Origin of the sequence: Paraburkholderia madseniana (genome assembly GCF_009690905.1) — a bacterium.
GTDB classification, from domain to species: domain Bacteria; phylum Pseudomonadota; class Gammaproteobacteria; order Burkholderiales; family Burkholderiaceae; genus Paraburkholderia; species Paraburkholderia madseniana.
The window spans coordinates 72,227-98,248 of sequence record NZ_VOSW01000013.1 but is presented as its reverse complement, the minus strand read 5'-3'; the positions used below and the strand labels follow the sequence as shown (position 1 = coordinate 98,248).

20 protein-coding genes and 1 pseudogene are annotated in these 26,022 nt (G+C 60.6%); 14 read left to right on the top strand and 7 right to left on the bottom strand.

The window, feature by feature from the left end; genetic code table 11:
• Positions 1 to 99: 99 nt before the first annotated feature.
• The 8 genes from FSO04_RS09375 to FSO04_RS09340 all read left to right on the top strand — a co-directional run bounded on the left by FSO04_RS09375 (position 100) and on the right by FSO04_RS09340 (position 6,850).
• Entirely contained in the window at positions 100 to 858 is a 759-nt protein-coding gene (locus tag FSO04_RS09375; RefSeq protein ID WP_154559407.1) for an SDR family oxidoreductase, read from the top strand.
• A 32-nt stretch (positions 859 to 890) separates the two neighbouring features.
• Positions 891 to 1,901, top strand: a complete 1,011-nt coding sequence (locus tag FSO04_RS09370; RefSeq protein WP_154559406.1) for a 2-hydroxyacid dehydrogenase — start codon at positions 891 to 893, stop codon at positions 1,899 to 1,901.
• A gap of 348 nt (positions 1,902 to 2,249) precedes the next feature.
• A complete protein-coding gene (locus tag FSO04_RS09365; protein WP_154559405.1) occupies positions 2,250 to 2,951 on the top strand; it encodes an amino acid ABC transporter permease in 702 nt (233 codons plus the stop codon).
• 1 nt (position 2,952) lies between these two features.
• Entirely contained in the window at positions 2,953 to 3,702 is a 750-nt protein-coding gene (locus FSO04_RS09360) for an amino acid ABC transporter permease (RefSeq protein ID WP_154559404.1), read from the top strand.
• Between the two features lie 27 nt (positions 3,703 to 3,729).
• Entirely contained in the window at positions 3,730 to 4,458 is a 729-nt protein-coding gene (locus FSO04_RS09355) for an amino acid ABC transporter ATP-binding protein (RefSeq protein WP_154559403.1), read from the top strand.
• Positions 4,459 to 4,573: 115 nt separating this feature from the next.
• Positions 4,574 to 5,422, top strand: coding sequence for a transporter substrate-binding domain-containing protein (locus tag FSO04_RS09350; RefSeq protein ID WP_154559402.1), 849 nt, complete (start codon positions 4,574 to 4,576; stop codon positions 5,420 to 5,422).
• Between the two features lie 56 nt (positions 5,423 to 5,478).
• Entirely contained in the window at positions 5,479 to 6,075 is a 597-nt protein-coding gene (locus FSO04_RS09345) for a gluconokinase (protein ID WP_154559401.1), read from the top strand.
• 19 nt (positions 6,076 to 6,094) lie between these two features.
• Positions 6,095 to 6,850 carry a glucose 1-dehydrogenase gene (locus tag FSO04_RS09340; protein WP_154559443.1) on the top strand — a complete coding sequence of 252 codons (756 nt, stop codon included), beginning with the start codon at positions 6,095 to 6,097 and terminating at the stop codon, positions 6,848 to 6,850.
• A gap of 71 nt (positions 6,851 to 6,921) precedes the next feature.
• Here FSO04_RS09340 and FSO04_RS09335 read toward each other — a convergent pair whose 3' ends face one another.
• Both FSO04_RS09335 and FSO04_RS09330 read right to left on the bottom strand, forming a co-directional pair.
• Complete coding sequence (locus FSO04_RS09335) at positions 6,922 to 7,467, bottom strand: SRPBCC family protein (protein WP_154559400.1); 546 nt, start codon at positions 7,465 to 7,467, stop codon at positions 6,922 to 6,924.
• A gap of 118 nt (positions 7,468 to 7,585) precedes the next feature.
• The gene (locus FSO04_RS09330) at positions 7,586 to 9,817 is read right to left on the bottom strand and encodes a SulP family inorganic anion transporter (protein ID WP_267905023.1); all 2,232 of its coding nucleotides are present in this window, start codon (positions 9,815 to 9,817) and stop codon (positions 7,586 to 7,588) included.
• Between the two features lie 224 nt (positions 9,818 to 10,041).
• Between FSO04_RS09330 and FSO04_RS09325 the strand changes: the two genes are divergently transcribed.
• Positions 10,042 to 13,359: an adenylate/guanylate cyclase domain-containing protein gene (locus FSO04_RS09325; protein WP_233464786.1), complete on the top strand. Its 3,318-nt coding sequence runs from the start codon at positions 10,042 to 10,044 to the stop codon at positions 13,357 to 13,359.
• Here FSO04_RS09325 and FSO04_RS48715 read toward each other — a convergent pair.
• A pseudogene (locus tag FSO04_RS48715) lies at positions 13,341 to 13,490 on the bottom strand (epoxide hydrolase); the annotation flags it as partial. The gene FSO04_RS09325 and the pseudogene FSO04_RS48715 overlap by 19 nt on opposite strands.
• 148 nt (positions 13,491 to 13,638) lie before the next feature.
• On the opposite strand from FSO04_RS48715, the gene speB reads away from it, so the two are divergent.
• Positions 13,639 to 14,616: an agmatinase gene (gene speB / locus FSO04_RS09315; protein ID WP_154559398.1), complete on the top strand. Its 978-nt coding sequence runs from the start codon at positions 13,639 to 13,641 to the stop codon at positions 14,614 to 14,616.
• 78 nt (positions 14,617 to 14,694) lie between these two features.
• Here speB and FSO04_RS09310 read toward each other — a convergent pair whose 3' ends face one another.
• Positions 14,695 to 15,618, bottom strand: coding sequence for a LysR family transcriptional regulator (locus tag FSO04_RS09310; protein WP_154559397.1), 924 nt, complete (start codon positions 15,616 to 15,618; stop codon positions 14,695 to 14,697).
• A 228-nt stretch (positions 15,619 to 15,846) separates the two neighbouring features.
• Here FSO04_RS09310 and FSO04_RS09305 point away from each other — a divergent pair, with 228 nt between their 5' ends.
• Entirely contained in the window at positions 15,847 to 16,989 is a 1,143-nt protein-coding gene (locus FSO04_RS09305) for a branched-chain amino acid ABC transporter substrate-binding protein (protein ID WP_154559396.1), read from the top strand.
• A 54-nt stretch (positions 16,990 to 17,043) separates the two neighbouring features.
• On the opposite strand, the gene FSO04_RS09300 is transcribed toward FSO04_RS09305, so the two are convergent.
• Positions 17,044 to 17,970, bottom strand: coding sequence for a LysR family transcriptional regulator (locus FSO04_RS09300; RefSeq protein ID WP_168435622.1), 927 nt, complete (start codon positions 17,968 to 17,970; stop codon positions 17,044 to 17,046).
• A 280-nt stretch (positions 17,971 to 18,250) separates the two neighbouring features.
• Here FSO04_RS09300 and FSO04_RS09295 point away from each other — a divergent pair, with 280 nt between their 5' ends.
• From FSO04_RS09295 to betA, 3 genes are all read left to right on the top strand, one after another.
• A complete protein-coding gene (locus tag FSO04_RS09295; RefSeq protein WP_154559395.1) occupies positions 18,251 to 19,759 on the top strand; it encodes an aldehyde dehydrogenase family protein in 1,509 nt (502 codons plus the stop codon).
• Positions 19,760 to 19,863: 104 nt separating this feature from the next.
• The gene (locus FSO04_RS09290) at positions 19,864 to 21,390 is read left to right on the top strand and encodes a purine-cytosine permease family protein (RefSeq protein WP_154559394.1); all 1,527 of its coding nucleotides are present in this window, start codon (positions 19,864 to 19,866) and stop codon (positions 21,388 to 21,390) included.
• Positions 21,391 to 21,433: 43 nt separating this feature from the next.
• Positions 21,434 to 23,125 (top strand): choline dehydrogenase, encoded by a 1,692-nt coding sequence (gene betA / locus FSO04_RS09285; RefSeq protein ID WP_154559393.1) that lies wholly within the window; start codon positions 21,434 to 21,436, stop codon positions 23,123 to 23,125.
• 125 nt (positions 23,126 to 23,250) lie between these two features.
• Here the strand turns inward: betA and cuyB are convergent, their stop codons facing one another.
• Together cuyB and FSO04_RS09275 are read right to left on the bottom strand one after the other, a co-directional pair.
• Positions 23,251 to 24,732 (bottom strand): cysteate racemase, encoded by a 1,482-nt coding sequence (cuyB, locus tag FSO04_RS09280; RefSeq protein ID WP_154559392.1) that lies wholly within the window; start codon positions 24,730 to 24,732, stop codon positions 23,251 to 23,253.
• Complete coding sequence (locus FSO04_RS09275; protein ID WP_154559391.1) at positions 24,729 to 26,018, bottom strand: dicarboxylate/amino acid:cation symporter; 1,290 nt, start codon at positions 26,016 to 26,018, stop codon at positions 24,729 to 24,731. Before FSO04_RS09275 ends, cuyB begins: the two co-directional genes overlap by 4 nt.
• Positions 26,019 to 26,022 lie beyond the last annotated feature (4 nt).

Here is a 26,022-nt window from a genome sequence, read left to right as displayed (position 1 = left end):
ATCCGTCTTTGCCCCACGTTTTCACGGCGTATACATTGGTAACAGGCTTATCGCACGCCTCAAAGGGCGACAGTTCAGAACTACAGATAGAGGTCATTCATGCCGTTTTCAGACTATAAGACCGCGCTGGTGACGGGCGCTTCGACCGGAATGGGCGCTGCGATCGTCGAGCGCTTCTGCCGTGAAGGACTCGAAGTGCATGCGCTCGCCCGCAACGCGGATCGTCTGAATGAGCTGGCGGAGCGAACCGGTTGCATCCCGCACGCGATCGACGTGTGCGATCTGGCAGCCGTCACGAAGCTGACGCAGGACGTGCAGTTCGATATCGTCGTGAACAACGCCGGCGTATCGACCAAAGGCTCGATTCTGGATGCCGCTGCCGCAGACATCGACCTTCAGGTGGAAGTCAACCTGCAAGCTGTTCTGCATATCGTGCGGCTTACCATGCCGGGCATGGTTGCCCGCGATCGCGGTCATATCGTCAATATCAGTTCGATCGCAGGGATCTACAACTTCAACGGCAACTCCATTTACGCCGCAACGAAGGCCGGCATCCATGCGTTGTCGCGCCAGTTGCGAGTGGACGCGACCGGCAGACGCGTACGCGTGACGGAGATCTGTCCGGGCCGTGTCGCCACCGATATTTTTGGCCACGTGCATGGCGACATCGAGGCGGCGCGCAAGCAGTTCATTGATGGCTTCGAGTTGCCGCTGCCGTCCGATATTGCCGATGCCATCGCCTTTGCGATCGCCGCGCCGCTCGCGGTCAACATTAGCAATATGGAAATCCTGCCCACGCTGCAGGTGCCGGGCGGGCTGACGACGATCAAGCGCGATCCCGCCGACCACAACGAGTAAGTGCAATCCAGAGTCCAACAAGGAGGTTTTCCATGGGTGCATCGGTACTGGTTACCCGTGCGTCATTTCCGGACATCGTCGACCGCCTGCGCGCGAACTTCGACGTGACCGACAATCCGGACGATACGATCTGGACGCAACCAGAGCTGATTGCCAGGCTGCAAGGCAAGGTGGGGGCCATGACGGCCGGCAGCGACCGGATCGACGCGACCTTGCTCGACGCTTGCCCGCAGTTGAAGGCGGTATGCAATATCGGCGTGGGCTACAACAACGTTGACGTGGAAGCCTGTACCGCGCGTGGCGTGCTGGTGACGAATACGCCGGACGTCCTGACGGATACCACCGCCGATTTCGGCTTCGCGCTGATGATGGCAACGGCGCGCCGCATCACCGAGTCGGAGCATTTCCTGCGTGCCGGCGAATGGACCAAAACCGGACGCTACGACATGTTCGTCGGCAACGACGTGCATGGTTCGACGCTCGGCATTCTCGGCATGGGACGTATCGGCCAGGCCATTGCGCGACGTGGCGCATTCGGCTTCGGCATGCGCGTGATCTATCACAATCGCTCGCAACTGGCGCCGGATGTCGAAGAGAGCTGCAAGGCACGCTATGTCGACAAGGAAACGCTGTTGCGCGAGTCGGATCACCTGATCATCGTGGTGCCTTACTCGGCCAGCTCGCATCACGCGATTGGCGCCGCGGAACTCAAGCAGATGAAATCGTCGGCCACGCTGACCAACATCGCGCGTGGCGGCGTAGTGGACGACGCAGCTTTGGCGGTAGCGCTGAACGAAGGCAGCATCGCGGCGGCGGGTCTGGATGTATTCGAAGGTGAACCGGTTATCTGCCCGGCGCTTCTCGCGCAAAAGAATGTGGTGCTTACGCCGCATATTGGCAGCGCGTCTGTCAGCACGCGGCGTGCGATGGCCTCGCTTTGCGCAGACAATTTGATCGCCGCTCTAGGGTACGGCGCAGCGGCCGGCAAGCCGCCGACACCGGTGAACCCGCAGGTGCTGACGCGCCCGACAGCCACAGCCTGAACGATGACCGGCGCAGCATGCTGCGCCGGCGCAATACCGCCGTTGTTTCTCAAGCGTGAGCGCTCCGATAAAGGAGCGCGCCACTGACGATGAGGCGCCCGCAGAGGCGCCACATACTGGAGACAAACACCATGTACAACCACGCCTGTCCCACTGCCGGAAGCCGCTCCGATTCATCATTCCCGAAACTTATTGCACCAGAAGAAAGGCCTCTGCAACGGCCTTTTTTCGCGAGCTAGTATCAATTCAACACGGAAGTCAATGACGGCTTCCGGGGGATGACGATGCTGCCGCCGGTCGAGTCAGACCGGGATCATCGCTTCGATCCGAATCATTGGGACGTGCTACATGAAACTTCATTTTGACCTGGTGACAGTGCTGCGAGGCGACTATGGGGCGCTGTTTCTCCATGGGATCGAGCTTACCCTCGCGATGGCCGCGCTGGCGTGGATACTCTCACTGGTCGTGGGCATTCTTCTCACGCTGATCCGCCTGACCAACAATCGCCTCGCGACGGCGTTTGTCGCGTCATTCGTGGCCTACCATCGCAATGTGCCGATGCTGGTCCAGATCCTGTTCTGGTACTTCGGCATTTCGAACATCCTCCCCGAATCGTTGCAGACCCTGCTGAACCACTACAACGGCCAGTTCATTTTTGCGGTCGTGGCGATCGGCTTGTGCAGCGCGGCCTACCTCTCCGAAGATATCCGCAGCGGATTGCGTGCGATTCCCTACGGTCAGTACGAAGCTTCGCGTGCGCTGGGCCTGAACTTCCTGAACGGCATGCGTTTCGTCGTGCTTCCGCAAGCGCTGCGCAATGCAATTCCGCCGATGGTCAATCACGCGGTCCTGCTGTTCAAGAACACGAGTCTCGCGATGGCGATCGGCGCGGCGGAGCTGACCTATGTCACCCGGCAGATCGAGAACGAAACCTTCCTCTCTTTCGAGTCGTATTTCATCGCCACGGCGGTGTATCTCGGCCTCTCCCTCGTCATCATGCTGTGCGGCGCCAAAATCGCGATGCACTACCGCATTCCGGGAGTGAAGTGACATGTTCGATATCCTGCGCGACAACTGGACACTGCTGCTTATCGGACAGTATCCGCATGGCCCGTTAGGCGGCATCGTGCTGACGATATTGCTGTCGCTTTCAGCACTCGTCATCGCATTTCCCCTGGGTATCCTGGTCGCCCTGGCACGCATCAGCCCTTTCCGGTTTCTGCGTGCGCCGGCCACAGGTCTCGTTTATATGGTGCGGGGCATCCCGCTCCTGATGGTGATTTTCTGGGTGTACTTTCTCGTGCCTGTTCTGACCGGCTATCCGGTCACCGGGTTTGTCACGATGCTGTGCGCGCTCGTCATCTATGACTCGGCCTATCTCGGGGAAATCATCCGTGCGGGCATCGAGGGTCTGCCGAAAGGGCAGACCGAAGCCTCGAGAGCGCTCGGCATGAGCTACATGAAGACCATGCGCGCGGTCATCCTGCCGCAGGCGCTTTACAACGTGGTGCCGAGCATGGTCACGCAGTTCGTATCGACGATCAAGGAAACCTCGCTGGGTTACATCATCAACGTCCAGGAAATCTCCTTCGCGGCGGATCAGATCAACAACCGGCTGCTGACGAAACCCTTTCCCGTGTATCTGATTCTCGCCTTGAGCTACTTCGCGCTGTGTTACGCGCTGACGCAGCTTGCGCAGTATCTGGAGCGGCGCGTGACGCGCAAGCGGGCCGGCGTCGCATCGAGGACCCAGAAGGCGGCCAACGTTGCGCTGACCGATCCGCTGCCCACCGAGAACTAGGCGCTCAATCACTTCGAGGTATTTCGCATGATCAAGTTTTCCAGCGTCAACAAATGGTACGGCGAATATCACGCTCTCGTGGACGTGAACGCCGAAGTTCGCAAAGGCGAAGTCGTGGTGGTCTGCGGACCATCCGGATCGGGTAAGTCGACTCTGATTCGCACCGTCAACCGGCTCGAGGAGATCAACCGTGGGCAGATCTTCTTCGACGGTCAAAACATTCACGACAAGAAGCTGGGTCTGAATGCTTACCGCAGCCGTGTCGGCTTCGTGTTTCAGCAATTCAACCTGTTTCCGCATCTGTCGGTGCTGGACAACATCACGCTCTCGCCGATGCGTGTGCACGGCCTCAAGCGCGCGGAAGCGGAACGTAAAGCGGCGGATTTGCTCGCGCGCGTCGGTCTGTCGAACAAGGCCAGTGCGTTTCCGCCGCAATTGTCCGGTGGTCAGCAGCAGCGTGTGGCGATTGCGAGAGCGCTGGCGATGGATCCGCCGGCAATGTTGTTCGACGAGCCCACCAGCGCGCTTGATCCGGAGATGGTCGGCGAAGTGCTAAACGTGATGAAGAGCCTCGCGCAGGAAGGCATGACGATGATGTGCGTCACGCATGAGATGGGTTTTGCACGCGAGGTTGCCGATCGCGTGTGGTTTATGGACGCAGGGAAGATTCTCGAAACGGCGGAGCCGGAGGAATTCTTTTTGCGCCCGAAACACGAGCGGGCGCAGCGATTCCTGTCCGATCTTCGCTCGCATTGAGGCAAGCAAGGCGGTATGGCTTTCGCGGCACAGATACAGGTTCGGATTCAGATTCGGTTTGACCACCGTTGATCAGCAGTCGATTGCTTTACACATAAACTTCAGGAGCATCACGATGCAGGTAAAGAAGATTTTCGCGGGGATGTTGGTCGTTGGCGGCGCGGTTGCATCGATTGCCCCGGCACATGCTGATCAATTGGCCGATATCAAGGGCCGCGGCGAGTTGAGCTGCGGTGTGTATTCGAACGTCGAGCCGTTCTCGTATCCCAACGCGCAGACGCGCCAGCTCGAAGGCATGGACGTGGACCTGTGCAACGCGGTGGCGAAACAGTTGGGCGTGAAGGCGAAGCTTGAACCGTTGGCTGTCGAGGCGCGGATTCCGCAATTGAAGCTGGGGCGTGTCGACATTGTGGTCGCCAACCTGGCCTACACGAAAACCCGCGCTACGCAAATTGCCTTTAGCGACTCGTACTACTCGACCAAGGAAGTCCTTGTCGTGAAGAAGGCCGATGCGAGCAAGAAACTGACCGATTTCGCGGGCCAGAAAATCAGCGCTGCCGACGGCTCCACTTCCGCTCAGTCGATTCCAATTTCGATCAAGGATGGCCAGGCGGTGACGTTTCACGATACCAGCTCGGCGTTTCTCGCACTTGAGCAGAACAAGGTCAAAGGCTTCGTGACAAATCAGATGACTGCCACGAAGATCGCGAAGCAGGTGGACGGCACGGACGGCGCGGTGGCGATTGCGTCGGAGCCGATGCTGATCGAGCCGATCGCGGTGGGCTTGCGCCAGAACGAGCCGGCCATGCTGAGCGCGGTCAACAAGGCCTTGGCTTCGATGGAGCAGAGCGGCGAGATGAGCGGTATCTTCGACAAGTGGCTCGGACCGAAGACGCCGTATGGCCTGACGCGAACCGACAAGGTCACGCCGATCGACAAGCTCAAGTTCACGCCGGTGTCCTGAGGCGGAAAGCGTGTGATGCAGCGGCGCGCTTTCATCCGCGTTCCGCTGCCGGTTGAATGGCCGGCGCGATTCATTGGATCGCGTGCCGTGACGACGTAGCTGGATTTTGCAACGTGACACATAAAATAGTGGTGATGGGCGTGTCGGGCTCGGGCAAGTCGACACTTGCACGCGAGTTGGCCGTGGCGCTGGAGGGCGTTTTCATCGAAGGAGACGAGCATCACTCGGCGGAAAGCCGTGACAAGATGTGCCGCGGAATCGCGTTGTGCGATAGTGACCGCGAGCCGTGGCTGGACCGCCTCGCCGAGCAGGTGGATGATATGCACAGGACGGCCGTGCTGTCCTGTTCCGCATTGAAACGTCGCTATCGGGAGCGCATGCGCGCGCGTGTCGCCGGGCTGAGATTCGTGTTTCTCGACATCACCTTGGCCGCAGCGGTTGCACGGGTTTCCAAGCGGCTGGATCATGAGTTTCCAGCGACATTGGTGGCGAATCAATTCGCAACGCTCGAGTCACCTGTAGGTGAAGATGGTGTGCTCCACCTTTCCGCTTCGCTGCGCAGCGCGTGCGGTCTGAGAGAGGTCATGCAATGGCTGGGTACGCCGGACGGTGCTGGATGGAAGTCGGACGAATTAGAGTCGAAGAGGAGTTGAGTTGAACAACAATCTGAAGATGTTTGATCTGTCGGGGCGTCGTGCTCTGGTTACCGGGTCGAGTACGGGTATCGGTTATGCGCTGGCCAAAGGATTGGCAGGTGCTGGCGCTGAAGTGATTCTGAATGGTCGCAACGCGACGAGACTGGCAGAGGCTGTCAGCCGTTTGCGCGATGAAGGCGCGACCGTTCATGCCGCGAGTTTCGACGTGACGTCGGCCGCTGAGGTCGATGCGGCGATCGCCGATATCGAACGCGAAATCGGTTCGATCGACATTCTCGTCAATAACGCCGGGATGCAGCGCCGTGCGCCGCTCGAACAGTTTTCCCATGCTCAATGGGAAGAACTGATGAAGACCAACGTCGACAGCGTGTTCCTGGTCGGCCAGGCGGTCGCGCGGCACATGATTGCTCGCAAGCGCGGCAAGATCGTCAACATCTGTTCGGTGCAAAGCGAACTGGGCCGTCCGAACATCGCGGCCTACACGGCGAGCAAAGGCGCAGTGAAGATGCTGACGAAAGGCATGGCAATCGACTGGGGGCAACATGGCATCCAGGTCAATGGACTTGGGCCGGGGTACTTCAAGACGGAGCTGACCGAAGCACTCGTCAAGGATGAAACGTTCAGCAACTGGCTGATCGGACGCACGCCGTCGCGCCGCTGGGGCGATGTGGAAGATCTCGTCGGCGCTGCTGTGTTTCTGACGAGCGACGCTTCGAACTTTGTGAACGGTCATATCCTTTACGTGGATGGCGGCGTGACGGCCACGCTGTAGGGGCTGGTTCGTATCGGGCGATCGTGGCTTGTCGAAATACTGCAAGTTGAAGCGCGAGCCGAGCAAGATTGCTATTGCTGCGATGTCACTTCCAGAAGGTCCTTAAGTTGCAACACTGCCGTGTCGGATTCCGCTTGAATCCGCGCGCGCAGAACAAGCCAGTTGAGTATCGCGAACCACAACGACGGCGCGTGATAAGTGAACGTTCGCTCGAAGCGTGTTCCGCTCGCGGTCGATGTCAGTAAATACGTGACACTGCCAGCCGATCTGCCTTCAATCTTTCCGTCTATTTTCCATTTGCCTGGAGGCTCGCGCGCAGTGACGGTCCACACCACGCTGCCGCGTCGGCCCGCCACACGGAACTCCTCCACGACCTGCTCGCCCAGATCGAGCGAATGGTCAACGGCGCCACTGACCGCGAGTGACGATGGATGCCAGGCTGGCCAGTGAGCGGGTGTCGTGACATAGTCGAACACGACTTTGGAGGGACGTTGAATCGACGCAACCGTAACGATGCGGGTGTCGAGCCCAACCTGCTGCGGTAACGGCAAAAAGAGCAACCCGATAACAACGAGTGCGGCCAATATTGCCGTTACGTACCGGGTACGTTTTTTCATGGCGACTTGTACTCCACATACTCAGGACGACGACACCGTACTGCAGCGTGCCTGATCAAGGGTAATCTGGTTGGGGAGTGTTCATCTCGCGTCAGTGCGTGACAATCGAACGAGCCTGTCAATGCGCCGCGCGCAATGCCTCGTCCGCAACAGCCAGCCGTGACGCCATGACCTTGACGACAAAACGATGAATTTGCTGCGCGGTCTCGGGATCGTCCTGCTCGAGCGCACGCAACGACTCGAGCGTCAAACGCCGGACACGCGCGGGGCCCTCGGCAAGCACATCCGCGCTGCGCACCTGCTGCGTGTACACCGCCATTTCGCCGACGATGGTACCTGGCCCGAACGAGCGCAACCTGAGGGATCTGCCGTCCGCAAGCCGCAGCAAGACGGTGACACGGCCGCGCTCGACGAAGTACATGGCGTCCCCTGGTTCGCCGTGACGGAACACCGGCTGCCCCGCGTCAAGCTCGCGCACATCCAGAAGGGCCAACAGCCTTTCAAGCGCGCGCGGCGTGAAATGCGGCGCGAGCATCGCGTGGAAATCCTCTTCGCCGCGCGGCAGCGCGCGTGGATCCGACGCGAGAAGCGTATCTTCGACCCATTCCAGCCCCGCATCCAGCGTAGCGAACTCGTGGATCCGGAGGTTCAGCGTGCCGGTCTTCAGGAGCAGGTCACGCGAGCGTGCCGGCAGCCCCGTCAACACCAGGTCAGCATCGAGCGTCGCACACAGTTGCCTGAGCTTGATGAAGCTGACCGATACCGACGCGTCCAGGCCGTTGGTCGAAGCGAAGTCGAGCACGACAAAGCGAACGGGTACCGGCCCGTGCCGGGTTAGCCGTTCGCGCACGCGCTGCAAGATCGAATTGGCGGTGCCGAAGAAGAGGAAGCCCTGCAGACACGTTCCGCACACCCGTGCACCTAGTTCGTGAAGCCGTCCGGTTGCCTCGATACTGCGCTCGACATTCGATGTGCGCGTACTGCCATCGAACTCCATGCGAATGCAACTGATACGGCCGTACAGCAGGGCGAACATCACACAGGCGGCGATGACGCCGGCCACCACCCCCGGGACGACGCCGTAGAACGCAATAGCGCCCAGAATAAGCGGTACAAGCAGATACTCATACCAGTTGAGCTGGCGATATGCGCCTACTAGCCACTGGATCAACAGGCGCAGTCCCATGAAGAGCTGCAGCCCGACCAGCACCGGCACCGGAAATAGCGCCACCAGGTCCGGCGAGACGGCCAGCACGAACAGACACGCGAGGGAGGCGAATACGCCTGCCATACGACTTGTCGCACCCGCGCGTGCGTTGAGCATCGATCGGTTGTACGACTGATAACCGACCATCCCGCCTAACATCCCGCTCGCGATGTTGGCGATGCCGGCCGCCTTCATTTCGCGGTTCAGGTCAATGTCTTCGCCCGTGGCTGCGCCAATCGCCGTCGAATTCATCAGGATCGTGATTGCCGAAATCGACGTGACCATGAGTGTCTCCGGCAAGTGCGCAGCGATGGCCGACCAGTCGACGCCTCCGTGCGCCAGCGACGCCGGCAGATGCAGCTCTGGAATCCTTATCGCGTGCAGCGCCACGCGCGGAAGCAATAATCCCCTGTTGCGGGCGTCGTCGATCGACAAGCCTGCAGCAAGCAGAAGCAGGTAAAACAGCGCGACGCCGAATGCAAGCGTGATCGGCAGCGCCGCAGCGTGTTTCCATGTGCGCGACAGGAGCGTGGCTAACGCGCACACCAGCACAGCGGGTGCCCACGCCAGCCAGTTCAGGTGTGTCACCAGCGCCAATGTGTGCCAGTTCAAGGGCTCGCCGGTCACGACCCGAAACGCGCCGGCTAGCAGGAGGTAGCCCGTACCGGCAAGGAAGCCGCCTACGACCGGATAAGGCAGGAATTGCAGGGAACGGCTGCGCTTCGACGAACCGACCGCATACAGAATGACGCCTGTCACCACGGAACACAACGCGATGGCGATCAGCACCGTCAGCAGAATTGTCTGCGGCGTACCGCCGTTAGCGCGCACGCTGCTCGCGACGCCGGCCGCCACACCGGCAAGAAACGCCGTCGCGTTGCCGTCGGGGCCGGCGATGTTCATGCGCATCGAACTCGTCAAAGCGATCACCAGCGCCGTCACTACGCAACTGATAAAGGCCGTGGGTACGCCAAGCACCGCGTAACGGGCGAGATCCGCGCTGAAGATCAGGGTGCCCAGGCTCATTGCGTAGCAGAGCATGACCAATGTCGACACCATGCCGGCCGACAGGTCCCCGACGAGGCCCGTGAAGCGTGGCCCGGAGTGGGCTACGGGCGAGGAACCTGTGGTAGCTGGCTTCACGGTGCTTCCCGGTGAGGGCGGATGGAATCTCGCCCGGTGGCCGTTTCCTTCACGCTGGACGTACACTGTATTTTAGGCGGGAAGGACTTGAACACGGAATACGTTGCGCCCGTCGCAGCGCGGCGCCAGGCGGTGCGCCGATTCGTATGATTGTTCGGGCGACGCGGCCCGGTTCGGGCATACGGTCGACAACCCGCGCGGCAACGAGCTGCGACGCAGCATGCGTGTTCGTACACGCACCGGATTGGGCGGCGGCGATGGATATCGATCAGTGGCTGCATGCATTGGGGCTTGAGCAATATGCACCCGCATTTGTTGGGAACGACATCGATCTCGCGATGCTGGCACAACTCGGCGACGCGGACCTGAAAGAACTCGGTGTCCTCTCGCTCGGCCACCGCAAGCGCCTGCTGGCGGCGATTGCCGATCAGCGCGGCGCTGCATTGTGCGCAGCGCCGCCCGCTGTGAACGCGCCGGCCAGCGAGCGCCGGCAAGTCACCATCCTCTTCGCCGATCTGTGTGGTTTCACCGCGCTGTCGCAGACGCTCGATCCTGAAGAATTGCGCGAGTTGACAGGTCGTTACACCGCGCTCGTCGATGGGATCGTCCTCGGTTACGGCGGCACGATCGACAAGCACATCGGCGATGCCGTGATGGCAATCTTCGGTGCACCGCGCGCACACGATACTGATCCGCTGCGCGCGGCGCGTGCCGCGCTGGAGATTCATGAGGCACTTAACGGACTGGGCGAGCATGGGTCGCCTCCGCTGAGGGCGCATGTGGGCATCGCCAGCGGCGAGGTGGTCGCGGGGCCGCTCGATCGCGCGGATGTTCAGGACTACACGGTGCTCGGCGACTCCGTGAACCTCGCCGCCCGGCTGGTTGCCGCCGCCGGCCCCGGGGAAACGCTGCTCTCCGATAGCGTGCATCGCGCGCTGGGTGACGGTGTGATGAGCGACGCCGTCGGCGCAATGCGTTTCAAGGGGATCGACTCGCCGGTGCAGGTGTGGCGTCTGCGCGGTCTCGCCTTTGAACCCGTCATGGCGAGCCGCAGCGTGTTTGTCGGCCGTAAGGCTGAACTCGAGCAGTTCAAGGGCGTCGCCCGCACGTGCCTCGAGCAGCAAGCCGGCCACGTCGTTTATGTCCGCGGTGAGGCGGGCATCGGCAAGACGCGGCTCGTCGACGAAATGCGCCGTTTCGTCGAAACACTGGGCTTTGCCAGCCACCGCGGCCTCGTGCTGGATTTCGGCGTGGGCAAAGGCCAGGACCCCATTCTCACCATTGTCGGCAGTCTGCTGGGCCTGCCGCCCGCGGCCGGCTCCGACGAACGACGCGCGGCCGCCGAGCGGTTTGCCACGTCCGGTGCCGTCGGCCCGGATCAGTTGATGTTTCTCCACGACATCCTCGACCTTGCGCAAACCGGGGAAGGGCGCACGCTTTACAACGCGATGGACAACAGCGCTCGGACGCGCGGCAAGCGCACGGTTGCCGCGGCGATCGCGCAGGATGCCTGCCGGCGCGGGCCGACCATGATTGTCGTGGAAGACCTTCATTGGGCGGACCCACAGGTGCTCGGTTACCTGGCCGCCTTCGCCGTAGCGATCGCGAACGGCCCGGGCCTGCTTGTGATGACTTCGCGCGTGGACGGCGATCCGCTCGACGCGGCATGGCGGGCAGGTTGCCGCGGCACGCCCTTCGCCACGATCGACCTTGGCCCATTGCGCAGCGACGAGGCGCTGAATCTTGCCGGCAGCTTTATCGATGCGACCGAACGTATCGCGCGTGCCTGCATCGAGCGGGCCGGCGGCAATCCGCTGTTCCTCGAACAGCTCCTGCATAACGCCGAAGAAGGGAGTGAGGAGGCGGTCCCCGCGACGATCCAGAGCCTCGTGCTGGCGCGCATGGACCGGTTGACTGCGCGCGACCGCGAGGCCTTCCAGGCTGCCGCGGTCATTGGACAGCGCTTTGGCCTTCCCTTACTGCGGCGGCTGATCGATGCACCGGAGTACGTCTGTCACGGGCTTGTCGCCAACGCACTCGTCTTGCCGGAGGGCGAAGATTTCCTGTTTGCCCACGCGCTCATCCAGGAGAGCGCTTACTCGACACTGCTGCGGGCACGCCGGCGCGAGTTGCATCGCCTCGCTGCCGACTGGTTTGCGGCGACGGACCCCGTACTGCGCGCCCAGCATCTCGATCGCGCCGAGGACGAGCGGGCACCGCGCGCCTACCTCGACGCTGCGATCGCGCAACGCGCGGCCTACTTTGCCGACGCGGCATTGCGGCTCGTCGAGCGAGGTCTGCAAATCGCGCAAACGGATAGGGATCGCCACGCGCTGATCTGTTTCAGGGGAGAACTCCAACGAGATCTCGGCGACATCGCCGCATCGATCGCGACGTACCGTGCGGCGGTGGCCGCCGCTCCGGACGAAGCGAGTCTCTGCCAGTCCCAGCTTGGGCTCGCCGAAGGTCTGCGGGTGAGCGAAGGCCTCGCCGAAGCCCTCGCGCTGCTCGACGCGGCCCAGCAAGTGGCGCAACGTCTGGATCAGGTGCCTGAACTTGCGCGCCTGCATCACCTGCGCGGCAACATCTTCTTTCCGCTTGGCAGGATCGACGATTGTTGCACCGAACATGAGCGCGGGCTCGCCTATGCACGGCGTCTCGGCGCGCCAGAAGCGGAGGCGCGTGCGCTTGGCGGCCTTGCGGATGCGGCCTACGCGCAAGGGCGCATGCGTACTGCTTTCGAGCACTTCAGCCGGTGCGTTGCGCTAAGCCGCGAACACGGCTTCGGCCGCATCGAGGTTGCGAATCGTTCGATGGCGGGCTTCAGCAGGATCTATCTCAACGAGGCACGTGCAGCGCACGAGGACGTCAGCGCCGCTGCACGCACTGCTGCGCTGGTCGGCCAGCCACGTGCGCAGATGCTGTGCGAAACGCTGGGTGCCTTTGCCAGCTACGAATTGGGCGACATGCAGGCTACGCTCGCCCATCTCGAGCGCGAGAAGCTGATCATCCGTCAACTGGGCGCTCGCCGCTTCGAGGCACAAAATATGGAAATGCGGGCGCGTGTGCTGCTCGCGAACGGCCATCGGCGTGAGGCCACGGAATTGTTGCGTGAAGCGCTGGCGATTTGCCGCGAGGTAGGCACGCAGTTCAGCGCCCCCAAGGCGGTGGGCGTACTGAGCCGCGCCGTCGAGGACGACGGCGAACGCGTGCGTCTGCTCGCCGAAGGCGCCGACATGTTGGACCGCGGCGCGGTTGGTCACAATCATCTGTGGTTCTATCGCGACGCCATCGAAGCGATGATGTCCGCCGGCGACGCGGCTGGCGCACTGCGCTATGCCGCTGCCCTCGAAGGCTATACGCGTGCCGAGCCGCTGCCTTGGGCGGACCTGTTTGTGGCGCGCGGCCGTGTCCTCGCTCGCGCGCTGCAAGACGACGTTGGTGAAGAAATGCAGCGCGAACTCGAGCGTGTGCGTGCAGCCCTCGTGGAAGCCGGCTTCAACAGCTATCTGCCTGCGGTGGACGCTGCGCTCGCGCCGTAGGCCGTGGGATTGGTTAGCGGATCGATAATCTTCAACATCTCGATGACCGAACCGGGCCACCCGTGCGTAACGATGTGGCGGAGTGCCTGCCGCGCTGTAACATTGCTTCGGAATCTTCCGAAGTGCATTTCTCATGTTTGGCATTTTCCCGTTGAATTTGTTTGCCTAGACTCCGTTCCAGATAAACCGCTGGCCCGTCATAACGGGCGTTGCTGCCGTGAAGACGGCAGTAGCGCGTGCGCCGCACCTAGCTGAATCCATAACAGGACGGAGATAAGCATGTCTGAAAACAGCTACGAAACAGGTCGGCTGAATTTGCCGTTTGTTGGAATCTGCACGTTCGCGAAGTCTCCGTTGTGTCTTGACTGGGACAAGATCGACGCGGATGTCGCGGTGATGGGCGCTCCCTTCGACTGCGGTACGCAATGGCGGGCAGGCGCCAGGTTCGGCCCGCGCTCGATTCGCGATGCGTCGACCCTGTTTTCGTTCGGTCATGGCGGCGCATACGATTTCGAAGACGACGTCGTCTATTTGCCCAGCAACGAAGTTCGGATCGTCGATATCGGCGACGCGGACATGGTGCACACCAACACGGAGAAGAGCCACGCAAATATCGAGTACGGCGTGCGCAAGATCCTGGCGGCGGGCGCGTTGCCGGTGGTGATGGGCGGCGATCATTCGATCAACATTCCCTGCATCAATGCGTTCGAAGGTCAGGAGCCGTTTCATATCGTCCATATCGACGCCCACCTCGATTTCGTCGACGAGCGTCACGGCGTGCGTCACGGCCATGGCAATCCGTTGCGTCGTGCAGCGGAGAAGAGCGTGGTGTCGGGCATGACGCAGATCGGCATCCGCAACGTGTCGTCCACCGCACGCGAAGGATACGCTCAGGCGCGCGAGATGGGTTCGGACATCATCTCGGTGCGCGACCTGCGGCGCCTCGGCATCCAGGGCGTTCTGGACCGTATTCCCAAGGGCGTGCGTTATTACCTGACGATCGATATCGACGGTTTCGATCCGTCGATCGCGCCGGGCACGGGCACGCCGAGCCACGGTGGCCTGCTCTATTACGAAGGACTCGAATTGTTCGCAGGACTCGCCGAGCAGGGTGACGTGATCGGTATCGATCTTGTGGAAGTCGCGCCGGACTACGACCATTCCGGTTCGACTTCGATTCTGGCGGCGCAATTGCTGCTGAACACGATCGGCCGCGTGATGCATCAACGCAAGGTCAAGCGAAACCTCACCCGTTAAACGGGATTCTCTTACGCCACGCGAACGCGATTGCCGGTCACGCTCATCGTGGACCGCAATCGCATAACGCGGCGCACGCTATTTGCTGCTCCGCGTGGCGCGGCTCACCTGCTTGGCCGCAACCCGCAACTGGTTGCAAAAGGCCAGCACTACCCGCGCCGATTCGCCGCCCTTGCGCGTGATGATCTGAAAGTCCAGATGTGTCACATAGTGCTCGGGATCGATGCGGCTCAACAGACCGCCGTCTACCCAAGGCTGCGCGTAGTGGGGCGGTAGAAAGCCGATGTAGTTGCCCGACAGGATCAGCATGGCTCGGCCTTCGACGTTGTCGACCGAGGCTGCGGCCTGCGGCATGCGCAGCAGCTTGAGCTCCTGGTTGCCGAGATACGCGCGGGCAGCGAGCCGCTGTTTGCTGAGCACCGCAACGGGCACGCGTCCGCTTGCCCGTTCATACAGCGGATGGGTGGACGCGCAGTAAAGCCCCTGTTCCTCGCGATAGAGCGGCACGTAGTCGAGGCCGGGGATACGCGCGGGAAACGGCCCCACGGCGAGATGCAGGCGGCCGTCCAGCACGTGCTGCTCCATGCTCCCCGGTGTGTCGATCTGCACGTGCAGGCGGACTTCGGGCGCCATCTGGCCAAACTCGCGAATCGCGGCCGGCAGCGGCGAGTATTTGTCGGTCAAGGTCGCTTCGATCATGCCAAAGCGCAGCACGCCGGAAAGCTGATTGCGCAACGCGCCAGCTTCCATATGAAACGTATCGACGGCACCGAGCAGACGTTGCGCGGCGGCGTGCAACTCCGCGCCTTCTTCCGTGAGGCGAAAACCCGCGCGTCCGCGTTCACACAAGCGCAGCCCGAGGCGGGTCTCCAGTTGCGACATGTATTCGCTGATGCTCGATGCACCAATGTTGAGAATCGGTTGTGCCGCGGCGAAACCGCCGCATCGCACGATGGTTTCGAAGATCCGCAACAGCTTGAGATCCGTGTCCTGAACTTGCATCGTGCCGCCTCTCGATTACTTCGGGAATTACCGAAATGTGTTTCATCAATGGTGCATTTTATTGAGGAATTTGGCTACACAGAATTGCTGTCAACCCCACTGCCCAACGTTCGGCGAAGGCATACGGACAGTGCGGCCCCAAAGCGATGTTTTCTGTGCCGAAGCGCCACGCGTTCGCCACTTCCGGCGGCAAGGCGGTCAGGCACGTCATGATGTGAGGAGAGCACGATGAAAAAGCCGTACGCAGGTGCAAGCTGGTTGGCAGCAGTCGCTTTGAGCATGGTGTCGGTGGGCGCGACGGCGGCAGAGCAGGTGGTCAAAATCGGTTTGACCGGACCCTTGACCGGTCCGCAGGCCGCCATCGGCAAGGACGACGAAAACGGCGTCAGGATGGCGATCGAGCGTCTGAATGCACAGGGGCTTGTGATCGGTGGCCAGAAAACCCGTTTCGAACTGGTTTCGCAGGATGACGCCGCCGATCCGCGTACCGGCATGACGGTTGCGCAAAGCCTGGTCGACGCCAACGTGAAGGTCATCTTCGGGCCGTTCAATTCGGGGGTCGCGATTCCGATTTCAAACCTGGTGAACGTGTCCGGAATCGTAATGGCGACCGTCGCGTCGAATCCGTCGATCACGCAACACGGCTATCCGTTCGTGTTTCGCATCTCCGCCAGCGATACGCAACTGGGCAGCCGGATGGGTGAATTTGCGGCAAAGGAACTGAAGATCAAGCGCATCGCGGTGATTGACGATCGGACCGCATATGGGCAGGGCCTCGCCGATGAATTCGTCAATGCCGCTAAAGCCAACGGCATCGAGATTGTCGATCGGGAATATACGACCGACAAGGCGACCGACTTCGTCTCGATCCTCACACACGTCAAGGGCGCGAACGCGGAAGGGATTTTCTACGGCGGTTATTACGCGCAAGCCGGTGCGCTGCGCAAACAGATGAAGCGCCTTGCGATGAACGGCTATCTCCTCGGCGGCGATGCCATGTGCAACGCCGAACTGGCGAAACTCGGCGGCGATGCGGTCGATACACGCGTGTATTGCCCACAAGGCGGCCCGGTGCTCGATCAGACACCCGAGGGTCGTCAGTTCAAGGCGGACTACAAGCAACGCTTTCATACTGATCCGTTGACCTACAGCGCGGCCTTGTACGATGGCGTGAATATCGTGGCGCAGGCAATGCAGAAAGCCAATTCGATCGAACCGGCTCAGTATCGTGCCGCGCTCGCCGGCATCGATTCTCATGGTGTTTCCGGGCACTACCGGTTTGACAGAAACCGCGACCTGACGGACTCGCCAATCACGATTTATACCTATCGAAATGGTGAGCCTACGCCGCTGGCGTCGACGCAGCCGTAGGTTCATGTCGCCCAACCATGGCGAAGGGTCGTGCCGCACGACGCTGCGGTAGCCCTATGCGATGGGTGCCGTCCGCTGAACCATACGGTAGCTTTCCATCAGGTCGATCATGAAGACCTGCAGGATGGTAGGCGGCGCGGCGGCCCGCCGCGTGATCGCGCAAAATGGCCAATGCGAGCCGAGCTGCGCCGGGCAGATCTGATGCATCTCGCCGCGCGCGACCCAACGGGCAGCGTAGTGAATCGGCAGAAATCCGATGTAGGCGCCCGATAAAATAAGGATGGCCTGCACCTCGATATTGTCGACGGTTGCTGCGGCTTTGCTCACTTTCAGCATTCGCAGGTCGTGCTGCTGAAGATACCCTCGCGCTACCACACGGCTGGATGCGATGGCCTCGTCGAGCGCGGCGTCGCCAGGCAATCGGCCTGCGAGTGCGTGACCCTTCCCGCAATACAGACCGTCCGGTTCGCAATACAGGTCGGTGTAGGTCAGCCCGGGCACGTGAAGCGGAAAATGCCCGACTGCGATATGCAGCCGGCCGTCCAGCACACGTTCTTCCAGTTCGGCGGGCGTGCCGACGTAGACATCCAGATGCACGTCGTGCCCTCTCGATACAAACGCTTGCAGCGCCTGCGGCAGCGGCGAGGCCGAGTCGGTCACCGTGTTGTCAATGATGCCGAGGTACAGCTTTCCTGAGACGTGTTTTTTTAGCGCGTCGGTATCCACACAGAAGCTCTCTACCGCCACCTGCAGCCGTTGCGCTGCCTCGAAAGTGGCCACGCCGTGTTCGGTGAGGCGAAATCCGCTCCGGCCCCGCTCGCAAAGCTTGAGTCCGAGGCGCGTTTCGAGCGTTGTCATTTGCTCGCTGATTGTCGACTGGCTAACGTTCAGGGTCGCCTGGGCAGCGGAAAATCCGCCGCACCGTACCACCGTCATGAAAACCCTCAGTAGCTTGAGGTCCACGTCCTGCAACTGGATCACGGTCGTTGCTCTCCTTGCGCCACTTGCTTCGGTATTCCCGATATGAACATCTGATTCACGTTATTTTTACCCCCGGCCTTGTCGTCCATAGTCTCTCAAAACACCGCGCTGCCACAAGCCGCGTTTATATCGATGGACCCCGGTCGCTTTTGAACGGCCGAACCTGTCGGCTGCAACGCAGGATCCACGAACAAACGTGCCAGGAACAGGCGGACCTTTCTGTACGAAACCGGCCCATGAGAGGCCGAATAGCAGTCAATCCGTAAGACAGGAGACAATGATGGACAAGGTCGTACAAACCTATCTGGAGACGTTCGGCATCCGGGAAGAGACACAACGCTTTCTCACCCGGCCGCAGAAGATGTTAATTGGCGGTGCCTGGGTGCCACAAGGCGATCGCGAATCCTGCACAGTGCTCGAACCGTCTACCGCGGGCGTGATCACGCACATTCCCCTGGGTACGACCACCGATCTGGATCGTGCGGTCGACGCTGCCCGCAAGCAGTTCGACGGTGGACCGTGGAGAAAGCTCAAACCCCTTGAGCGCGAACGACTGCTGCATCGCCTCGCCGATCTGATCGAAGCGAATGCAACGGAGTTGGCCGAGATCGAATCGATCGACGTAGGCAAGTCTGTTGCCAATGCGCGTGACGTCGACGTACAAGGCACGATCGACACCTTCCGCTATTTCGCCGGTTGGGCGTCGAAGCTCCACGGCCGTACGGTAGAACCCTCCCTGCCTGGTGAATACGTTGCTTACACGCGCAAGGAGCCCATCGGCGTGGTCGGCGTTATCGTGCCGTGGAACTTCCCGCTGCAAACCATGGCGTGGAAGGTTGCGGCGGCGCTCGCTGCCGGTTGTACGACCGTGATCAAACCCGCCGAACTCACGTCGCTGTCCACACTTCGCTTCGCAGAGTTGGTGCAGGAGGCTGGAATTCCGGATGGCGTCGTGAATGTCATAACGGGGCGAGGGCGCGAAATTGGTGCCGCTATGGCCGCTCATCCGGGCATAGACAAGATCACGTTCACCGGTTCCACCGAGGTGGGCCGAACTGTCGGGCAAGCGGCTGTGGGCGGCATCAAACGTATGACACTCGAACTGGGCGGAAAATCGCCGGTACTCGTGCTCGAGGACGCAGACATCGAAGCGGCGGCCCAGGCCGTAGCAAACGGCGTCTTCTTCAATTCTGGACAGGTCTGCGACGCGGGTACGCGGGTTTACATCCAGCGCGGCATTCACGACAGATTCATTGGCGCGCTAGTCGAGCACACGCGTAAGTTGAAGATCGCACCGGGCCTCGATCGCGATTGCTTCATCAGCCCGCTCGTTTCCGCGCTGCAGAAGGATCGCGTCGCTTCCTATATCGAAGCCGGGCGCCGCGAAGGCGCGGAAATCGTGCATGGTGGCCGCGTGTTGGACCGGGCAGGCTACTTCGTCGAACCGACCATCTTTACGCATTGCCGCAGCGACATGAAGATCGTCCGTGAAGAAATCTTCGGACCTGTGCTGGTGACCACGCCCTTTGACGATCTGGGCGATGCGTTGTCGCAGGCGAATGACTCGCCATACGGTCTTGCTGCCGCGATCTACTCCAATGACCTGAATCGCGTTCACAAACTGATCCCGCAACTGCGCGCGGGTACCGTCTACGTCAATGCCCATAGCACGATCGATCCTTCGATGCCGTTCGGCGGATTCAAGGAATCCGGCTTTGGCAAAGACCTCGGCCCCGAGCAACTCGATCATCTGATGGAGAGCAAGGCGGTCTGGATCACGCTGCACTGAACCGTCAATGCGCCGGAGGCGTCTCCAGACGAGCGTGGCGCCGCGGCCAGCATGCATGCCGGATCAAATCTATTCCATCAACCTCTCATTGCTGTCAGGGGTACATGATGCAAGCAACAGACGAAGTAGTTAAAAGCACGGTAGTTGGCGTCGAGCATGGCGCGATCGAAGGTCACTCGATCGATTTCATTCCGGATAGCGAAAGAACCGACAGATTGTCCAGGCAGGGGCCATTCTGGTTTCTGGGTAACTTCACATTCTTCACCATGACCATCGGTTTTGTTGGTCCCAGCATTGGTCTGAGCGCGCTGTGGACCACGATAGCCGGTACGCTTGGCATCATGTTCGGCACCTTGTTCATGGCCTTTCACGGCTCGCAAGGCCCGCATCTCGGCTTGCCGCAGATGATCCAGTCGAGAGCGCAATTCGGTTATCGCGGGGTCATCGTCGTCCTGTTGGCGACGCTATTCGTGTTTGCAGGATTCAATATCGTCAACCTGGTGCTGATGATGCAAGGTCTCAAAGCCTTGTTCAATTGGGACCCCGTCAAGGTGGCGTTGGCCGTGACCGTGCCGGCTTCGGTTCTGGCGATTCTCGGCCACGACTGGATGCACCGCAGTTTCAAATGGGCGTTGTGCCTGTCGCTTCCCCTCTATGGTCTGGTCACGGTGGCCGTCCTGATGCACTGGGTGCCTGATGTGCCCCTCGCCGCTGTCGAACCGGGCGTGACACCGACGCCACCGCTGGGCTTCAACTGGATTGCGTTCATTGCTCAATTCGCGGCCGCCGCCAGCTACAACATCGCTTACGCGCCGTATGTATCCGACTATTCGCGCTACCTGCCGAAAAACACGCCGAGCGGCAAGCTGATCGCGGCTGTGTTTCTCGGCGCATCCCTGTCGGGTGCGTGGATGATCGCGATTGGCGGCTGGCTCGCGGACCATCTGCACGCGACCGATGTGCTGGTCGCATTGAGTCAGGTGGGTAACGACCTGGCGCCGGGGATGGGAAGTGTGGTGGTCGGCGTCACGATTCTGGCGTTTCTGCCGGTGATCGCAATGAACATCTATAGCGCCAAATTGACGGCCATCACAGCACTCGATTCGTTCCATAAAGTCCAGCCGACGCCCAAGGCTCGCATTCTGGCGATTCTCTTTGTGGTGATCCTTCAGCTGGGTGTTGCGCTCAGCATCTATACCTCGGGTAAGGGACTCTCCGTCCTGAATATTTACCTCGTCGTCATGCTGTATTTTCTCGTGCCCTGGACCGCTGTCAATCTGACGGACTACTTCTTCGTCCGCAAGGGTCGCTATGCCATTCCGCACTTCTTCATGCCTCACAACAATCTGTACGGGACATGGGGCGCACGCGGTCTGATCGCATACGCAATCGGCTTTGTCGCGATGATTCCGTTCTTCTGTGTTCTCGACGGCTCAAACGAGGTGTATGTCGGCCCGCTTGCGCGTGCCATGGGTAGCGTCGATCTGGCGTGGCTGGTCGGTCTGTTCGTCTCGGGCATCGCCTACTACGCCTTGTCGCGCTCGCTCGATCTGAAGTATGAGGAATCGGTGATCGCTCATATCGAGAAGACATCACCGCAATACACCACCGGCGACAAGGGTCGCTACTGAAATACGGACGACCCCGTCAAGATCTGGAAATCAGGAAAATATCATGGTTACCGAGCAATTCGATTACATCATTGTGGGCGCCGGATCGGCCGGATGTGTGTTGGCCAACCGGCTTACCGAGGACCCGGCGGTCCGCGTTCTTGTGCTGGAATACGGCGGCAGCGATCGCAGCGTCATCATTCAGATGCCGAGCGCGTTTTCGATGCCGATGAATACGGCCAAGTACAACTGGCGTTATCAGACCGCGCCCGAGGCTCATTTGAATGGCCGCCAGTTGCATTGTCCGCGCGGCAAAGTGCTGGGAGGTTCGTCGTCGATCAATGGCCTCGTCTATATTCGCGGCCACGCTTGCGACTTCGACGAATGGGAGGAACTGGGCGCACGAGGTTGGGGCTATCGCAACTGTTTGCCCTATTTCCGCCGGGCCGAGAGCTATAAGTTCGGGGGGGATGAGTACCGGGGTGCGGAGGGGCCGCTGTGCACCAACAACGGCAACAACATGGAGAATCCGCTGTACGGTGCGTGGATCGCGGCAGGGGCAGAAGCCGGATACATCAAGACGGAGGACTGCAACGGCCATATGCAGGAGGGTTTCGGGGCAATGCACATGACCGTCAAGGATGGTGTGCGCTGGTCGACCGCGAACGCCTACTTGCGCCCTGCAATGAAGCGCCCGAATTTGACCGTAGTGACGAATGCGATGACACGTCACGTGATTCTCGAGGGCAAGCGCGCCGTTGGGGTCGCATACGATCAAGGCGGACGCACGCATGTCGCGCGGTGCCGTTCTGAGGTATTGATCGCCTCCGGTCCTATCGGTTCGCCGCACTTGCTGCAACGTTCTGGAATCGGCCCGGCCGACGTACTGCGGAAAGCGGGGATCGAGGTTCGGCACCACCTGCCCGGAGTCGGCGAAAACCTTCAGGATCACGCGGAAATCTATATCCAGTACGCGTGCAAGGAGCCCGTCACGCTCAACGCGAAAATGGACCCGTTTAGCAAATTCATGATTGGATTGCGCTGGCTTCTTTTCAAGGATGGTCTGGGCGCCAGCAACCATTTCGAGGCGGGCGGATTCATCCGCTCCGAAGCCGGGTTGCGCTGGCCCGACATTCAATTCCATTTCTTGCCGGCCGCCATGCGCTATGACGGCGACAAGCCGTTCAAAGGACACGGATTCATGGTGCTGACCGGGCCGAACAAGCCGAAGAGCCGGGGCCATGTGCGAGCGGTGTCGGCCGATCCCTATACGCATCCGGAGATCCGCTTCAACTACCTGGATCGGGAAGAGGACCGGGAAGGATTTCGACGCTGCGTGCGCTTGACCCGGGAGATCATCGGGCAGCCGGCGATGGACCGCTTTCGTGATGCTGAACTCGCTCCTGGACCGGACGTGCAAACGGATGAACAGATCGATGCCTTCGTCAGGGCGAACCTTGAAAGTACGATGCATCCGTGCGGTTCATGTCGCATGGGAGAGGATGACATGGCTGTGGTCGATTCCGAGTTGCGGGTTCGCGGCATGGAAGGCCTGCGAGTCATCGATTCATCGGTTTTCCCGACCGAACCCAATGGCAATCTGAACGCGCCGACGATCATGCTCGCTGAACGCGCTTCGGATCTCGTTCGCGCGGTGTCGATGTTGCCTGCGTCCGATGCCGACGTGGGCCTGGCAGAGGGATGGGAGACGCGGCAACGCACGCATGCGCCGACTCGTGATTTGCATGTCGGATAGGTCGATTGACGGCGACAACGTCGAGCGGCATCAACGTGTGTAGTTGGCTTGCGACGTGGCCTCAACGCGGCGTGTGCTGCCTGATTAGCGGCGCACGTCGCTAATCAGAGCTTGCCGTATCACGGTCAAAGGGTGGCCGAAAAGGCCTGCTGGAGGTTGCCGGCCGTCGCCAGAGCCACGCATTGCTGAGCAAGGACATCGGTTGGATCGACCAGACTGACACGTGCGCCAGTCGTGCCCACGAAACTCGTCTGTGGCAATAAAAGCGGCAACTCGGTACATCCGAGGACGATGACCTCGACGCCTTCCGCTATGAGCCCATCAATAGCAGCGGCGATGTCGTCGAGGCATTGCCCGGTAGTGAATCCCGCTTTTACCCCTTCCTTGCCGTAGATCGCATCCATCACGCGGGCCTGCAATTCAGCGGCCGGAACGATTTGCCGCAGACCCTGCGACTCGAGGGCCTTCTCGTAGACGCCGCTCGCGATCGTGCCGGAGGTTGCCAGCACGCCAACGGAGCGCAGCAGCGGAAACGTTTCGCGCAGATGGCGGACCGTCACCGTCAGCATGTTGACGATCGGTATGCCCAGATACGGCTGAATGCGTTCGACAAATGCGTGAGCGGTGTTGCACGGAATCGCGATCAGGTCTGCGTCGCCCGACTCGAGCTTCTTGCAGGTCGCGTAAAGCGAAATCGTCGGGTCGGGCCCGTCACCAATCAGGTTTTCTGTGCGGTCGGGAATCTGCGGATTCTGTTCAATCAGAAGCCTGATATGGTCCTGATCCCGATTCGCCGGCGTATTGCGTACGATCTTCTGCATGAAGTCGACCGTCGCCGCGGGCCCAACTCCGCCGACCACGCCCACTTTGAAAATGGATTCGGGCAAACCGTATTCACCCGCAATCACGTACTGCGCGTACGCAAGATTTGAATCGATCACTGGCACTCGAAATGAGCCCATTTCCTCGGCCACGAGCGCAATCTCCGTCAGACCCGGCACGATGATTTGTGCACCTTGTGCGATGAGGTCCTCGCACGCCTCGCGCAGAAGCGCGACGGGTCGGCCAGACAGATTTCCGCTCTTGATGCCGTTCGCGCCGTAGACGGCTTCGGTGATGAGATCGACACTGTCGCGCGGGCGGGGATGAATGACTTCAAATTCCGGCCCCGCGAAATACTTTTCGAATAGCCCCTTTCGACGGGTGTAGTCCGAGGTCAGCACACCGATTCGCCGTGCAGCCGGAAATTTTCTTCGAACATGGCTGCGGACGGCTTCCACCATATCGACGATCTGCAAGGGCGAGTTAGCCTTTAGCTCGTCGATAAACGTGTGGCTGAGAAAGCAGGGGAGTACGACGGTCGTCACACCCCTCTTCTCGAAACCGCTAATCATGTCGAAAATGTAGAGTTTCCGTTGAGTCGTCGCCTCACTCCCTATGGCCGCGCTTCGGAAGGGATGCTGCTCGAAAATGACATCGACGTGTTCGGCATCGCTCGAGGCGGGCGTCGATTTGACGAGCTTGAAAAAGACATCCGCGCTCGCCAGTGGACCCAGGCCGCCCACCACACCGAACCTCTTCCCGCTCAGCACGTTGGCGCTGATCATTTTGCTTCGCCTTGCAGTTGGCCCAGGACAACGCTGTTCTCTGCGTCGTTCTGCCTGGCAACCCGCTTGGCCTCCCACTTCGCGATAACGGCCGTCGCGATGCTGTTACCGATCACGTTCGTAGCGGTTCGCCCCATATCGAGAATCTGATCGATGGCGAGGATCAACACCACGCCGGACGGGGGCAAATGAAACATCGGGGCAACGGCCGCCACCACCACCACGGAGCCTCTTGCGACGCCGGCCATCCCCTTGCTGCTCAACATAAGCACCAGCAACATCATGATTTGAGCGCTGAGCGGCATGTCGATGCCGAACGCTTGCGCGATAAAGATCGCAGCAAACGCCTGGTACATCATCGATCCGTCTAGGTTGAACGCGTAGCCGAGCGGCAACGTGAAGCCGACGACCTTCTTGTCGATGCCGAACTGTTCAAGCTTTTCGGTCAGGCGCGGATAAGCGGCTTCACTGCTCGCGGTAGAGAAGGCGAGCATCGCGGGCTCACGGACCGCTTTTAGCAACTTCCAGATCGATTTGCCCAGAAAGACGTGGCCAACGAGGATGAGCACAGCCCACAGCAGGACGAGACCGAGGTAGAAGCTTCCAACGAGCTTGCCGTAGGTAGTCAACACGTCCAGGCCGTGCACCGTAATCGCGGAGGCGAGAGCGCCGAAGACACCAATCGGACCGAGCCGCATCACATAGTCGGTCAGTTTCAGCATCGCGGGAACGAGCGCATCGATGCCTGCGATCAACGGTGTGACGCGCGGGTCCGTCTTGATGGCACTCAAGACCACGCCAAACAGCACAGAAAAGACGAGGATTTGCAGAATGTCATTTCGAGCCATCGCATCGATGATGCTGGAAGGGAACGCGTGCGTGACGAAGTCCTTGAAGTTCAGACCCGCGGTGTTGAGACCGGTGGCAACATCGGAACTGGTCTGCGTCATATGCAAGCCGGCGCCGGGTTGCAGCGCATTCGCCAGGACGAGGCCAAGCGCGAGCGAGAAAAGCGAGGCGCACACGAACCAACCCACCGACCTGAACCCGATTCTGCGTACGTCGCTCGTCCCTTCCATTCCGGCGAGCCCGGACACGAGCGTGGCGAAGACGAGCGGCGCGATAATCATCTTCACGAGACGCAAGAAGATGTCGGTAATGATCGAGAAGTAACCGGCGATTGTCTTGGCTTCCGCAGCATCGGCTACGGTCCGATGGCACACGTAACCGACAATCACGCCGAGCACCATGCCGACCACAATATAGAACGTTAGGCGGTTTTTCATTTCC

Excerpts from the sequence above, each read along its gene's own strand:
- FSO04_RS09340 (WP_154559443.1), top strand. The coding sequence starts at position 6,095 with ATGTTTGATCTGTCGGGGCGTCGTGCTCTGGTTACCGGGTCGAGTACG.
- FSO04_RS09290 (WP_154559394.1), top strand. The coding sequence starts at position 19,864 with ATGATGCAAGCAACAGACGAAGTAGTTAAAAGCACGGTAGTTGGCGTC.
- FSO04_RS09350 (WP_154559402.1), top strand. The coding sequence starts at position 4,574 with ATGCAGGTAAAGAAGATTTTCGCGGGGATGTTGGTCGTTGGCGGCGCG.
- FSO04_RS09335 (WP_154559400.1), bottom strand. The coding sequence starts at position 7,467 with ATGAAAAAACGTACCCGGTACGTAACGGCAATATTGGCCGCACTCGTT.
- cuyB (WP_154559392.1), bottom strand. The coding sequence starts at position 24,732 with ATGATCAGCGCCAACGTGCTGAGCGGGAAGAGGTTCGGTGTGGTGGGC.
- FSO04_RS09345 (WP_154559401.1), top strand. The coding sequence starts at position 5,479 with ATGGCCGGCGCGATTCATTGGATCGCGTGCCGTGACGACGTAGCTGGA.
- FSO04_RS09275 (WP_154559391.1), bottom strand. The coding sequence starts at position 26,018 with ATGAAAAACCGCCTAACGTTCTATATTGTGGTCGGCATGGTGCTCGGC.
- FSO04_RS09295 (WP_154559395.1), top strand. The coding sequence starts at position 18,251 with ATGGACAAGGTCGTACAAACCTATCTGGAGACGTTCGGCATCCGGGAA.
- FSO04_RS09370 (WP_154559406.1), top strand. The coding sequence starts at position 891 with ATGGGTGCATCGGTACTGGTTACCCGTGCGTCATTTCCGGACATCGTC.
- FSO04_RS09375 (WP_154559407.1), top strand. The coding sequence starts at position 100 with ATGCCGTTTTCAGACTATAAGACCGCGCTGGTGACGGGCGCTTCGACC.
- FSO04_RS09310 (WP_154559397.1), bottom strand. The coding sequence starts at position 15,618 with ATGCAAGTTCAGGACACGGATCTCAAGCTGTTGCGGATCTTCGAAACC.
- speB (WP_154559398.1), top strand. The coding sequence starts at position 13,639 with ATGTCTGAAAACAGCTACGAAACAGGTCGGCTGAATTTGCCGTTTGTT.
- FSO04_RS09365 (WP_154559405.1), top strand. The coding sequence starts at position 2,250 with ATGAAACTTCATTTTGACCTGGTGACAGTGCTGCGAGGCGACTATGGG.
- FSO04_RS09355 (WP_154559403.1), top strand. The coding sequence starts at position 3,730 with ATGATCAAGTTTTCCAGCGTCAACAAATGGTACGGCGAATATCACGCT.
- FSO04_RS09305 (WP_154559396.1), top strand. The coding sequence starts at position 15,847 with ATGAAAAAGCCGTACGCAGGTGCAAGCTGGTTGGCAGCAGTCGCTTTG.
- betA (WP_154559393.1), top strand. The coding sequence starts at position 21,434 with ATGGTTACCGAGCAATTCGATTACATCATTGTGGGCGCCGGATCGGCC.
- FSO04_RS09360 (WP_154559404.1), top strand. The coding sequence starts at position 2,953 with ATGTTCGATATCCTGCGCGACAACTGGACACTGCTGCTTATCGGACAG.